General features: G+C 49.3%; 13 protein-coding genes. 9 read left to right on the top strand and 4 right to left on the bottom strand.

Annotated features, from left to right (window positions below; genetic code table 11):
• Positions 1-60: 60 nt before the first annotated feature.
• From B212_RS0104405 to B212_RS0104415, 3 genes are all read left to right on the top strand, one after another.
• Positions 61-420 carry a hypothetical protein gene (locus tag B212_RS0104405; protein ID WP_028530604.1) on the top strand — a complete coding sequence of 120 codons (360 nt, stop codon included), beginning with the start codon at positions 61-63 and terminating at the stop codon, positions 418-420.
• Positions 421-458: 38 nt separating this feature from the next.
• Entirely contained in the window at positions 459-638 is a 180-nt protein-coding gene (locus B212_RS0104410; protein WP_019909200.1) for a YfhD family protein, read from the top strand.
• Between the two features lie 322 nt (positions 639-960).
• Positions 961-2,154 (top strand): MFS transporter, encoded by a 1,194-nt coding sequence (locus B212_RS0104415; RefSeq protein WP_019909201.1) that lies wholly within the window; start codon positions 961-963, stop codon positions 2,152-2,154.
• A gap of 213 nt (positions 2,155-2,367) precedes the next feature.
• Here B212_RS0104415 and B212_RS0104420 read toward each other — a convergent pair whose 3' ends face one another.
• Positions 2,368-2,727: a winged helix-turn-helix transcriptional regulator gene (locus B212_RS0104420; RefSeq protein ID WP_019909203.1), complete on the bottom strand. Its 360-nt coding sequence runs from the start codon at positions 2,725-2,727 to the stop codon at positions 2,368-2,370.
• 337 nt (positions 2,728-3,064) lie between these two features.
• On the opposite strand from B212_RS0104420, the gene B212_RS0104425 reads away from it, so the two are divergent.
• The 4 genes from B212_RS0104425 (at position 3,065) to B212_RS0104445 (ending at position 7,185) form a co-directional block, all read left to right on the top strand.
• Positions 3,065-3,976 (top strand): methyl-accepting chemotaxis protein, encoded by a 912-nt coding sequence (locus B212_RS0104425; protein WP_019909205.1) that lies wholly within the window; start codon positions 3,065-3,067, stop codon positions 3,974-3,976.
• Positions 3,977-4,280: 304 nt separating this feature from the next.
• The gene (locus B212_RS0104435) at positions 4,281-4,841 is read left to right on the top strand and encodes a DNA-3-methyladenine glycosylase I (RefSeq protein ID WP_019909206.1); all 561 of its coding nucleotides are present in this window, start codon (positions 4,281-4,283) and stop codon (positions 4,839-4,841) included.
• A 141-nt stretch (positions 4,842-4,982) separates the two neighbouring features.
• Entirely contained in the window at positions 4,983-5,543 is a 561-nt protein-coding gene (locus tag B212_RS0104440; RefSeq protein WP_019909207.1) for an RNA polymerase sigma factor, read from the top strand.
• On the top strand, positions 5,503-7,185 hold the full coding sequence (locus tag B212_RS0104445; protein WP_019909208.1) for a DUF4179 domain-containing protein: 1,683 nt from the start codon (positions 5,503-5,505) through the stop codon (positions 7,183-7,185). The genes B212_RS0104440 and B212_RS0104445 overlap by 41 nt, the downstream gene beginning before the upstream one ends.
• A 90-nt stretch (positions 7,186-7,275) precedes the next feature.
• Here B212_RS0104445 and B212_RS0104450 read toward each other — a convergent pair whose 3' ends face one another.
• Genes B212_RS0104450 through B212_RS0104460 form a run of 3 tightly spaced genes read right to left on the bottom strand, consistent with a single transcriptional unit; the run spans position 7,276 to position 10,488 of the window.
• A complete protein-coding gene (locus B212_RS0104450) occupies positions 7,276-8,367 on the bottom strand; it encodes a hypothetical protein (protein ID WP_019909210.1) in 1,092 nt (363 codons plus the stop codon).
• 58 nt (positions 8,368-8,425) lie between these two features.
• Positions 8,426-9,826, bottom strand: coding sequence for a sensor histidine kinase (locus tag B212_RS0104455; RefSeq protein WP_019909212.1), 1,401 nt, complete (start codon positions 9,824-9,826; stop codon positions 8,426-8,428).
• Entirely contained in the window at positions 9,823-10,488 is a 666-nt protein-coding gene (locus B212_RS0104460; protein ID WP_019909213.1) for a response regulator transcription factor, read from the bottom strand. Before B212_RS0104460 ends, B212_RS0104455 begins: the two co-directional genes overlap by 4 nt.
• Before the next feature lie 238 nt (positions 10,489-10,726).
• Here B212_RS0104460 and prmA point away from each other — a divergent pair, with 238 nt between their 5' ends.
• Positions 10,727-11,782 carry a 50S ribosomal protein L11 methyltransferase gene (prmA, locus tag B212_RS0104465; protein WP_019909214.1) on the top strand — a complete coding sequence of 352 codons (1,056 nt, stop codon included), beginning with the start codon at positions 10,727-10,729 and terminating at the stop codon, positions 11,780-11,782.
• Between the two features lie 2 nt (positions 11,783-11,784).
• Positions 11,785-12,477: a site-2 protease family protein gene (locus B212_RS0104470; RefSeq protein WP_019909217.1), complete on the top strand. Its 693-nt coding sequence runs from the start codon at positions 11,785-11,787 to the stop codon at positions 12,475-12,477.
• Positions 12,478-12,563: the final 86 nt, after the last annotated feature.

Raw genomic sequence — 12,563 nt, forward strand, 5'->3', positions numbered from 1 at the left:
AATACAGAATATGAAGGTACAATTGTGTATGGCATTCCAGGCAGAAAGCGGGGATTCCCCTTGTCCGAAAAAAGCATACTCGCCTATTTTAAAGCACCTGAAGATGCCGAAAGCGTCTCCCTGAAGCTTCAGGCATTGCGCGTTACCGAGCTGTCCATAGACCGGTTTAGCAGATTTGGGGGGAGTGGGCTGCAAGCAGGCGTGAATCCGGTGACGGGCAACCTGGCAAGCATGGACTCCATGACCTCCGGCAGTGCGCATACCGGAATTCTAGCCGCAGCGCATACCAGTGGAAGCGGCATGAGCCATGGCGGCGATGGCGGACCGACGGGCAGAAATATTCTGCTTACCGCTATCGTGGACCTGGGCATTTATGACCAGGCCGTAACCATTATTGAAGAGGCCGGCGGAATGCTCTGAAGGCTAAATTCATGTATAACGACGGGAGGCTGGAACAGATGGATAGAGAGAACTCGAAGATTTTTTCGAAGACCGATAAGATGAAAATGCTGTACGAAGCGAAAGCGGAGGATGTAGAGTTTTCTGCGGCGGAAGCTGACCAGGATGATCTGGAGGCGCAGGAGCGTTCACTGGAGGCGGACAAGCGGCAGCTTCACGAAATTTTGAAGAAGGAATAGCTGTGAAGCAATAGCATTGAAGTTGGGCAGACAGAGAATAATAAATATGCAAAGAATGTTGCAGTAAATGCCCCACATCTGTGCAATGTCATTAAGTTAAGGCAAAGGGCCAAAAATCAAGAACAAGAGCAGGTTATCGAAAAGATAGCCCGCTCTTTTTTTACTCAAGCATATGCTCAGGTTGACACTCACCTTTATTACAGTACCTGTACTAAAAGTGCGTACTTACATATTTATAGTGCAATCTTTATACTCAAAAAAGGAAATAAATAAATTTCCATACACTCGGAAATATGGAAACTTAAGAAAGAGGGATAATTTTATGTCAAATGTCTGGAAGATTTACTTATTAGCCGCTGTTAGCTTTTTGGTTGGAACATCGGAGTATATCATAGCAGGGATTCTCGACACAGTTGCAAAAGACGTTAATGTCTCCGTCGCTGCTGCTGGTCAGCTTATTACTGTTTTTTCACTCGCCTATGCTTTTGGAACACCTTTCCTTATCGCATTTACAGCACGAATGGAGCAGCGCAAGCTTTTAGTTTATTCACTTGGCGTATTTGCGGTTGGAAATATTATCGCCGTGGTTTTACCCGGCTTTGGATTTCTTGTAGTTTCACGCATTATTCTTGCACTAAGTATGGGAGTATTCGTTGTAACCTCCTTTACTGTCGCTACCAAGATGACTCCACCTGATAAACAAGGAAGTGCAATTGCAACGCTCCTTATGGGCTTTAGCATTTCGTTGATTATCGGTGTTCCGCTAGGCAGAGTTATTGCTTCCGTTTATGATTGGAGATTAATCTTCGGAGGAATCGGTGCACTTAGTATTCTTGCGATGATCGTTATACGCTTAGTCATCCCACGCTCAAATGGCGATGAATCGGTTCCCTTGCGCAAACAGCTTGCTTTAATTAAGCAACCGAAAATAATGGTAGCCCTAATGATCACTTTCTTATGGATTTCTGGTTATTCTATTGTCTACACCTACATTTCTCCCTTCCTATTGTCGATTACAGGGATGAACAGTAAAACAGTCATCATTGCTTTATTCGCTTTCGGGATTGCCAGCTTATTCGGCTCAAAGTTTGGCGGCTATAGTACAGATAAATGGGGATTCCCCCGTACTTTATTTGTCAGTATGGTACTGCATGCAGTAGCCTTAGTTCTACTGTCATTATCAGCCCAATGGCCTGCTATCGCTTTCCTTGTGCTCATATTTTGGGCTCTCTCCGCTTGGTCAACAAGTCCTACTCAGCAATATCACTTAATGACGCTTGCTCCGGCGGCTTCAGGCATTATGGTAAGTATGAATACTTCAGTTTTACAGCTTGCTATGGGTGCGGGAGCAGGAATTGGAGGCGTTGTCGTGGAACAAGCTTCCTTAGCTTCGATTAGCTGGATTGGAGCTGCGGTTGTTGCCATCGCTGCAATAACCGTTATGGTATATTTACGAGTAACCCACTCAAAGGCTCCATCAGAACTTAGTAGAGTTATAGAAGAAACAAATATCTAAGGGATTGGTGCTTAACCAACTGCAAAAGGCAACGTGCACAAAATCGCTCAAGTATCCAGTCGAATAACCAGCAATACGACCGTCCGCTCGTGATTGAAACCTTGTTTGGAAGGTTCGCCGAGGGCATATCCAGATTTAATAAGACTGCTATAAAAAAGAAGTATTTCCCTGTTCAGGAGATACTTCTTTGTAATATAAACAAAACAACTATGCCTACTGCTGTACAGCCTCCAGAGCTGGCGAAATGTTTTTTTCTCCCCACTCGCACATCATATTTAACAAAGGAATGAGAGAAAGACCACTTTCAGATAATGAATATTCAACTTTTGGAGGTATTTGGGGAAATTCCTTGCGTATGATAAGCCCATCTGCCTCCAGCTCTTTTAACATGATGCTTTGCGTTTTAAAGGAAATGGTCCCGATACACCGCTTCAGCTCATTAAACCGCATTACCTTATTTTCAGACAGCCAATACATAATGATCATTTTATATTTACCGCCTATTAAGGACAACGTGTATCCAAAGCCAGTTTCTTTAAGTTTCAAGCCAGTTGGAATATAGGTTTCGCGCACAAGTTACACTCTCCTTTTGGTAAGTATACAATATAATTATGCATACTATATAATACAACATTATGCAATCTCATTGAAAGGATATATCCTAAATTTGAATAAATTTTAGAAACGGAATGGGACCGGAAGAATGGCAGCGCCTATTAAAGTTTATTTAAAAGTGATGAAACCGCAAGGCTGGATACCTGCGGTTTTTAGTTATTTTGGAGATTTCTAAAAATTGTCCTTTTCTGTAATCTAAAACCGAAATTTTACCGTTATTATAGAGTAAAGTTAAACAATGAAATTAGGACAACCTCAAATATTCTAAAATTGATTTATACGGGGAGAAATTGCTATGAAGAACCTGCTAACACAAGAAGTCACCGATGCACTGGTTGTCAAAGCTTTGGAAAAAAATCTTGCCCTCATCCGGTTTGATCTTGACCGCCGGGTGGCTTATGTCAATGAGGTGTTTGCCAGCTCCATGAAATACAGCGCTGGGAAAATGTACGGAATGTACCACAAGGAGTTTTGTTTTCCCGAGTTCGCGAATAGTCCTGATTATGAAATATTCTGGGAGGACCTGCTGTCCGGCAAGAGCTTCCAGGATAAAATCGTCCGGATGGACTCGGAAAGGAATCCGGTGTGGCTGGAAGCCACTTATATGCCTATTTATGATGAATTAGGCGAGCAGGTTATCGGTGTGACGAAGGTCGCAACGAATATTACCCTCAGACAGACCAATATGAGCAATGTTGTGGAACACATGCAGGGAATGGCCAGCAGTCTGAACCAGCGTGCGGAAAAAGGCATCGAGCGGAGCCGTGAGCTGCTGGTGAGCATCGACAGTATCGCCGAAGTGTCGAATGAAAACACGATGACGCTTACCAATCTGCAGCAGAAGGCCGGAGATATTCAAGGCGTGGTGCAGACGATCCGTGACATTGCTTCGCAGACCCATCTGCTGGCGCTTAATGCGGCAATTGAAGCGGCTCATGCCGGAGAGTTCGGCCGGGGTTTTGATGTCGTAGCCAAGGAAGTCCGAAAGCTGTCTGCTATGGTACAGCATTCCATTGGCGAAGTGCGGGAGAGCGTCAAGGCGATTACGGAGGAGATTGGCAGAATGTCTGCAGGAATCGAGCAGGTTCAGGGCAGTGTGGAAGAAAGCCAGCGGCAGATTGAAGTCGCCCTGCAGGATTTTACGGGGGTTGCCTCTTCCGCCCAGGAGCTGGACAATCAGGCCCGCGAGGTGCTGGAAATCATCTGATTTGTGCCACAGCATAAGATAAATACGAAGAGATCCGTGTGTACAAGTCATAGAGGTGTCCAAAATCCCGGAAGGGTGGATGCCTCTTTAATTTGTGCTGCAAAACCCTGCTGCGCGTGTATTGAAAGAATATGTGCTTGCATGAACAAGGGGCCGCTAATATTGGAGGGGCACGCCGGCAAGATTCGAGCGGATGTGGCTGGGAATCCTGGTGCCGACGCTTGTGGTGATGATTCCGCTTGTTTTTAAATATGGGGCTGTATATGAAAGATAACTGCCCGCAAATCAAAGGAGAGAACAGAACATGGAAGCTACACGCTGTGCCTGGGTCAACCAGGACCCGCTGTATATAGCTTATCACGATGAAGAATGGGGCAAGCCGCTGTACGACGATGGGAAGCTGTTCGAGCTGCTGATGCTGGAGGGCATGCAGGCGGGGCTAAGCTGGTACACAATTTTGAAGAAAAGGGAGCATTACCGGCAAGTGTTCGACGGATTCGATCCGCAGCAAATTGTCCATTATGATGAAGCGAAGATTGAAGCGCTGATGCAGGACACGGGGATTATCCGCAACCGCTTGAAGATCAATGCCATTATTAACAATGCGGCTGTATTCCAGCAGATTTGCCGGGAGGAGGGGAGCTTTGCAGATTATTTGTGGAGCTTCGCGGGAGGTGCTCCGGTTATTAATGAGTGGACAAGCATCTCCGAGGTTCCGGCGGTCACCCCTCAGTCCGATCAGATGAGCAAAGCGCTGAAGAAAAAAGGCATGAAGTTTGTCGGCTCTACAATTTGTTATGCTTTTATGCAGGCTTCCGGTATGGTGGACGACCATACCACGGACTGTTTTTGCCATAATACTTAAATAATGATTACCCCCAAACAGCAAGTCTCTTTATAGAATAAGGAGGTTTGCTGTTTTGCTGTGTCTACAGAACGTGCGAATGAACCTTTTACAAGCTTCAATTGTTATATAGATGAACTCAACAAGAAAGGAGGGCGACCATTGCAGAACAATCGGGAGCTGTTCGAAACCTACCAACGGGATGTATACCGGACCTGTTACTATATGGTCCATGATGCGGCAGATGCCGAGGATTTGACCCAGGAGGTGTTTATTACCCTGTTTCGCACCAATCGGGAGCAGATCATGCAGATGAAGGCCTGGATTATGAAAATTACGTTCAATCATTGCTTGAACCACCTCAGACGCCGGCGCAGCCTGCAGATGAAAGTATCGGCCAATCCTCACCTGTTCACCGGGACGGAGGGCAAGCCGGTAGACAGACTTGCGGAGGAACGGGAATCGGCTGCGGAATGGGCGGGTTACCTGAACCATCTTCCGGCCAAAATCCGGGCAGTGCTGACACTTCGTTACATGCATGATTTCTCACTGGCCGAAGTATCCGACCTGTTGGACATTCCACTGGGAACGGTCAAATCACGGGCCCATAAAGGGCTGCGATTAATGAAACAGATTTTACTGGAAGCGGGCGTTTATCCCCCTGACATGAAAGGAGACAAATATGAAGAGAGTAGAGGACACATTGAAGCGTCAACTAAGTGACAACCGTGAAGCTCCATATCCCGATTTCGAGGACATGTGGAGCCGGATGGAGAAAGCGGGCCATACCGCACCTGCCATGATCGCCGATCGTGAACCGGATGCCCCTCGCCGGCACAGAAACTGGCGCAAAATAACGATCGCCGCGTCGCTCAGCGCACTGCTTATCGCTGTTCCTGTTTATGCTGCGATCAATTACAACTGGGACAAGATGCTAAGCGGGCAGGAAGGTGTCCAGGACGCACTGGAGCAAAATCTTGGGCAGACGCTGGGCCAGAGCGTAACCAGGGACGGCGTGAAGCTGACGCTGCATACGGCGGTTGTCGATGCTGAGCGGACGATTATCCTGTACACACTGGATGTGGATAAACGTAAGGACAATGAATATTGGGGCGTCAAAGGAATGACCTTGACTGATGCGGCGGGTAACGGCAATCAAGATAATAACGACTACACCTATATTCGCTGGGATGAGGACAGTGGGCAGTACAGCGGATATTTCGAAAGTGATTGGACACCGCGGCAGGAGAGCTCCAAAGCAAAGCTATCAATAGATGCCCTCCGGTTGTATCAGCCCAAGCAGTTGGAAATGTCAAAAAAAATCAACCTGAATACAAATGCACAGCAGAGCATTCCGCTGGGACAGGATGGCCTGCGTGACGTGAAGGTACAGGTATTTGATCAGGGAGAAAAGCTGATGTTAACCTCCGCGATCTCTTTCGATTCAGCGGAGGCCAAGCAGTGGGCTGATCCGCAAATTGTACCTTACAAGAACGGGAAGCCTGTAGAAATCCTCCCTGGCAGTTCATACGGCAAGCCGGGCGAGAACGGTGAATATACGGCAAACCAGTATTTTAACCGGGCGGATCTGGCGGATGAACAGGTTGTTTACAAGCTGGACTATGCCAAAACAGAAAAAACCGTCAATGAACCGATTTCGTTTGATCTGGAATTAAGCAAAAAACAAATGGAGAGCGGAACAACCAGAATTGCGCTGGATATGCCGCTTGAGCAAGCGGATAAAGATTTTGTCATTGAAGATATGATCGTAACCCCGGCACAAATCGTGGTGAACCTCCGCAGCAAGAAGACTGATTATAATGTGCCATATAAGAAATTCTACCTTTCCGTCAACGGGAAAACGCTGGAAGGCGGGCGACGGCTATCTCCTAAGGGAGACTACGGATTGATACCGATCCGGTTCGAACGGCCTGCGGGTCTCACAATTACTCAAGACACGCCGCTCATATTTACAGGCAAATTCAAGATTACCCCACATGAAGAGGATAAAGCACCGCTGCTGCTGACCGGTATTTCCGAGAAAAAACAAAGCGTAATGCGGGAAACCGGCGGTTATCCGGTGAAGTGGACATACTACAAGCAGGGAGCTGACCTGTACGTGGAAACGGAGAGCGAAGATGCCCGTTTTGGTGGAGTGAATCAAACCTACATTATGGATGGAAAAGAACGCCTGCTCGGCTCGCCTGTTGGCGTTAACTTTGTCGGCTCCGACACCAACAAGTCGATAGACGTCTACAAGGATTTTAAAGGAACGGAAGCTTCCATATACATGTTCCACTATTGGATCCATGACCGCGATGCCACAGTGAGCGTTCAATTGATGCCACAGCCAAGCGGTAAATAACTGTCCGAACATTGATCTGTAAAAGAACAAAAGAGCAGCGGCTTCCGTTTTGGAAGTCGCTGCTCTTTGTTTCTGGCACGATTCGGGATGTTATTTTGCCGTTCCGGCGGCCTCATACATCAGGCAGCGCAGCGTTTTCTCGGGATAACGCAGTTCGGCGTTGTAAGTGCTCCCGTCGGCCAGCTTGATCAGAACGCTGACAAGCCCGCGTTTCAGATATGAAGAATCGCCGTTGATTTTTGCGCTGGCGATTTTGCGCGTTTCACCCTGCTTTTGGGTAACAATCTGTTTAGCTGCTGCAATCCAGCTTGCGTCCTTCTTAACCTTTTCCATTGCCGCCGCACTGATCGCCGTCCGTTTGTAAGACAGGTCTACGACCGTTGTGTCCAGCACCACCCCGGTCTTGGCATCCAGGAGTACATTATAAGACAGGAATTGTTCCCCTTTGGACCGCAGGGTGTCCGATTTATACGGCCGGAAATCAACAAACCATTGGCCCTGTTTGGTTGTCCAGCCTAGCGAATAGTTGGCATGGCTGTCCAGCTTGGAGATGTCGACATTGAACAATTTTTTGACGCTTGCGGCGGCCAGCTTGATGGCCTCAGCCTGCTGAATGTCTTTGGCTCCTGGTCCCGGAGGCTGCTCGGTGTTGCGCTGATTTAGCGCATACATCTCACGGTAAGACCAATCAATGAGCTGCAGCAGCTCTTCATCCGTCATATCCCGGCCCGGCAAGGTAAAAGCCCCCTTTTCAAGATCCAGATAGAAATCGGCAACGCCCGCTCTCAGGGGCAGAAGGGCTTTGGGGCGGACACCTTCATACACATATTGATCGTTCAATGCCAGCCGCCGGTTGACCTCCGCTTCGCTCATCTCCCGGTTGAACATGCTGGCTTCCTCATTGAGGTTGTCGATGTACGTATAAATTTGCTGCATTTCCTGTTGCGTCATCTTTTGCTTCAAGTATTCTTCAACCGTCGAGACCGGAGCGGCGGCCTCCACCTTCAGTACAGGCACCTTGCCGTTCGTCAAAGACACAGTTCCCTGTAATTTCTCCATCTGAACGTGATTTGCAAGGGCCGTTGAATTTACCATTCCGGGCACAATCACTGCACTGAGCGCCAGCAAACCGCCGGATACGGCAACAACCGCTGCCGTTACCAGGCTGTGCTTGAGTTTCATCCGTAATTACCTCCATATTGTATTAGGCTTGGCCTGTGCCTACTTTATTAAAAAGTTGTTATGAACCCGCGACGGAGTTGTTATGGAGTTGTAAAAAGATGCGGCAGCGCGTACCCTCATGTTTTGCCGATTCCAGAGTCAGCCTTGCTCCGTGCGCCTCGGCGATCTGCCGGCACAGGGACAAGCCAAGACCAGCTCCGCCGTGGGCTCTGGAACGGGCGCTGTCGGCCCGGTAAAACGGCTCAAATGCCCGTTTAGCCTGCTCATCCGTCATCCCGGAGCCGAAATCGCGTACCTCCAGCACCGCTTCCGCATTTTCTTTGTAGGCCAGCAACCGGATTTCGCCACCTGCGGCGGAGGCGTGGATCGAATTGTCTATGCAGTTGACCAGGAAAGCAGCAAGCAGATCGGCATCCCCCCACACGCTGTCGATGGCCGGATCAAGCACTAGCCGCAGCCCGGCATCCTGCAGAGGTTTCATCTCCGTCTGCTGGACGGATTGGAACAATTCCCTGATGTCTACCCGTTCCAGTTCTAGCCGTTTATGACGCATGGCCGAGAGATCCAGCAGCTTGAACGCCAGCTTTTTCAGCCGCAACGTCTCGCTCCAGATGTATCGGCTGGCCGTCACCCGGTCCTCTTCGCCGATATTGGCGGTATTCAAATATTCGGCAAAACCCTGCATACTGGTCAGCGGTGTCCGCAATTCATGGGCCAGATTGTCAACCAGCCGCTGCTTCTCTTCGGCCATTTCAGACAGCTCCGTCACATGCCCCTGCACGGCTTCGGACATCCGGTTGAAATTCTGGGCCAATTCGCCGAATTCGTCCCTGTTGCTAAGCTGAATGCGTTCCGTATAATTGCCTTCGGCAATCCGTTTGGTCGTTTCCGACAGCAGTCTGAGCGGACTTGTCAGCTTGCGGATCAGGATATAGAGCAGGATGGCCAGTATGGGACCGACGGTGAAATTAATGAGGACAAAAAAATGGTTCAGCTCGCTTTGCCTGGCATACAATTCCCCGATTTCGCGTTCATATACAAAAAGCAGTTGCTCGTAAGGCGCCGACAGTCCGCCGGCGATGCGGATAATATGTACGCCCTGCTCCTCCACCTGACCGGCCTGTACTGCCGGCTTTTGCCGCTGACCTTCACCCGCGGGATAGACCAGCTCGTCCCGGTCCCATAGCTGGAGCGCAATTCCCTGCTGGCGGTAATTCTGGGCATAGGAGCGCATAACCTCGTACAATACCGGGCGATCCACACGGGAGCCGCGGGCCAGAAGCGAATTTAGATTTTCATACACATTGTTGGCAATTAATGCTTGTTCGCTGGAGGCTCTTTGCGTTTCACGTTCCATATTCAACTGCCAGCTTTTGTTCATCACCATAATTACACTGACATCCAGTGCTGCGATAAAAAGGGCCAGGACCATCAGCAATGTTTTATGCCAAAATTTCATGCCTGACCCTCTGTGTCCAGACGGTAGCCCAGTTTGAAAATGGTTTTGATGCGTTCTTCCCAGCCCAGTTTTTTGCGGAGCTGCCTGATATGGACATCTACGGTGCGGGTTTCGCCCTCGTAGTCATATCCCCAGGCCAATTCCAGCAGCTTTTCCCTGGACAAGGCGATGTTCCGGTTCTGGATCAGCACCTCCAGCAGTTCAAACTCCCGGGCGGTCATCTCGACCAGCCGGCCGTCTTTATACACCGTCCGCTCCTGCAGCCGCACCTCCACCTCATCGAGCACAAAGCCTGCCTGACCCTTGTCGTTGCGGCGGAGCGCCACATTGACACGGGCAAGCAGCTCCAGAATCTCAAACGGCTTGATGATATAATCATCGGCACCTAGCTCGAAGCCGGTAATGCGGTCGGCCAGTGAGTCCTTGGCGGTAATGACAATGACCGGCGTATGCAGATTCCGGATGCGCCGCATCACTTCAAACCCGTCTATTTCGGGCAGCATAATGTCCAGCAGCAGCAGATCGACTTTTTCATTTTCCAATATCCGCAGTGCATCTGGGCCGGTAAAAGCTTTGAAAAAATGGTGCCCGACCAGCTTCAAATTCATCGTGATCAGATCGCTGATGGATTGTTCGTCTTCAACTACCAATATATTTGCCATTAGTCTCTCCCCGTTTTACCTTTGTTTTGCCGCTTATCGCAGATAAAGCCCAAGTTCCATATTATAGTACTCTATCTTTGCCTAACAATCATATAGGGAGCCGGGAAGGCTCTGGAGGCACCGGAATAACGGTCTGTTATCCGCAGTTTGGCGCTGTGCAGGGAAGAAATGCTATACTATACAAAGTTACATTTTTGTGAGCGATTAATCGCACTTGAAACGGGAGGATTTATAAACAATGTTATGGCATGAATTGACTGTACATACAACGGAAGAGGCCCAGGAGATGATCTCCAACTTTTTATATGAAGCGGGCGCAGGCGGGGTCTCGATTGAGGAATCGGGCACGCTGGCCAAACAGCGGGACACGCGTTACGGGGAATTGTATGATGAGCCGCTGAACGACATTCCGGAAGGCGAGGCGGTGATCAAAGGCTACTATGCCGAAGCTGTGCTGATGGAGGATGTGATGAAGGAGCTGGCCCCCCGCATAGAGGAGCTGCACCAGTACGGCATTGATCCGGGCAAAGGGCAGCTTTCCTGGAAAACGGTCGATGAGGATGAGTGGGCACATGCCTGGAAGCAATACTTCAAGCCGCTGCGTGTATCGGAACGGCTGACCATTAGGCCGACCTGGGAGGAGTATACGCCCGCCAGCCCGGATGAAAAGATTATTGAGCTTGATCCCGGCATGGCCTTCGGTACAGGCACTCATCCCACAACTGCGCTGTGTCTGCGGGCACTGGAAAAGCATATCAGCGGCGGGGAAGAGGTTATCGACGTTGGAACAGGCTCCGGCATTCTCGCTGTAGGCGCGGTCCTGCTCGGGGCAAAGTCTGTGCTCGCGCTTGATCTGGACCCGGTGGCGGTGGAGAGTGCCCGTGAGAATGTGGCGCTGAACCGGCTGCAGGAAGCCATCACAGTCAAAGAGAGCGATCTGCTGTCGCTGCTCGGCGGCGAAGGCGCCGCAGATACGGCTGCGGGAGAAATGTGGCCTTCGGCCAGACCGGGCCATACAGACGAATCCGGGGCTGCTGCTGACTCTGCAAGCAAAGAGGGGCTTGGGGTTACACTTCCGGTAAAAGTTGTAGTAGCAAATATTTTGGCGGAGATTATTGTACTGTTCACGGATGATGTCTACCGCTCGCTACAGCCGGGCGGAATCTATATCACTTCCGGCATCTATAAGGATAAGGAAGAACTGGTGGCGAAAGCGCTGGCGGCTTCCGGTTTTGAGATTATGGAAATATCCCGCGAAGAAGATTGGGTGGCGTTTACAGCCGGAAAGAGGTAAAGATGAATTTTCTGGATCAAGTTTTAGTATATCCATTGCAGCAGCTTCCATTTTTTCTGATTACAATTGTTATTGCATTTACAGTGCATGAATTCAGCCATGCTTATTTTGCTAACAAATTTGGTGATCCGACAGCGCGGCTGCTGGGGCGTATGACGCTTAACCCTGCTGTTCACTTTGACCTGTTCGGCATTATACTGCTGCTTATTGCCGGCTTCGGCTGGGCGCGTCCGGTTCCTGTGAACCGCGATAACTTCAGCCGCCCTCGCCTGATGGGCGTCATTGTCTCGGCAGCCGGCCCAGTCAGCAACCTGCTGTTGGGCATTCTCGGAGCAATTATCTTCGCTGCTCTGAATGCAAGCGGGGTCATTGGGTCCATCAATAATGTACATCTGTTTCAGGCAGTATACTGGTTCTTTAATATGTTCATTCCATTTAATTTCTTCCTTTTCCTGTTCAATCTGATTCCACTGCCGCCGCTGGATGGCTACCGTATTCTGGAGGATATGGCACCTCGTTCGATTCGCGGAAGAATGCAGCAATATGAGCAATGGGCAGTCTTCCTCTTTTTACTAATTATTTTTATTCCGGGACTGCAGCATTACACCGTTCAACCTCTGAACGATTGGGCCATGCAAATTGGGAAAGACTTTTATCTGATGTTCTACAAGCTGTTTGGAGGCAAACTCCTTTAACCGGGACTGTTCACACACAGGCAAACGTTGTATGATGGAATGTGGTATTTTTAGAAGGATAGATGCAAGTAGAGCAGCGGCAGGGA

The sequence above is a fragment of the Paenibacillus sp. HW567 genome, from assembly GCF_000374185.1.
Taxonomy (GTDB): Bacteria; Bacillota; Bacilli; order Paenibacillales; family Paenibacillaceae; genus Paenibacillus_AQ.

Excerpts from the sequence above, each read along its gene's own strand:
- B212_RS0104410 (WP_019909200.1), top strand. The coding sequence starts at position 459 with ATGGATAGAGAGAACTCGAAGATTTTTTCGAAGACCGATAAGATGAAA.
- B212_RS0104415 (WP_019909201.1), top strand. The coding sequence starts at position 961 with ATGTCAAATGTCTGGAAGATTTACTTATTAGCCGCTGTTAGCTTTTTG.
- B212_RS0104425 (WP_019909205.1), top strand. The coding sequence starts at position 3,065 with ATGAAGAACCTGCTAACACAAGAAGTCACCGATGCACTGGTTGTCAAA.
- B212_RS0104435 (WP_019909206.1), top strand. The coding sequence starts at position 4,281 with ATGGAAGCTACACGCTGTGCCTGGGTCAACCAGGACCCGCTGTATATA.
- B212_RS0104445 (WP_019909208.1), top strand. The coding sequence starts at position 5,503 with ATGAAGAGAGTAGAGGACACATTGAAGCGTCAACTAAGTGACAACCGT.
- B212_RS0104450 (WP_019909210.1), bottom strand. The coding sequence starts at position 8,367 with ATGAAACTCAAGCACAGCCTGGTAACGGCAGCGGTTGTTGCCGTATCC.
- B212_RS0104455 (WP_019909212.1), bottom strand. The coding sequence starts at position 9,826 with ATGAAATTTTGGCATAAAACATTGCTGATGGTCCTGGCCCTTTTTATC.
- B212_RS0104460 (WP_019909213.1), bottom strand. The coding sequence starts at position 10,488 with ATGGCAAATATATTGGTAGTTGAAGACGAACAATCCATCAGCGATCTG.
- prmA (WP_019909214.1), top strand. The coding sequence starts at position 10,727 with ATGTTATGGCATGAATTGACTGTACATACAACGGAAGAGGCCCAGGAG.
- B212_RS0104470 (WP_019909217.1), top strand. The coding sequence starts at position 11,785 with ATGAATTTTCTGGATCAAGTTTTAGTATATCCATTGCAGCAGCTTCCA.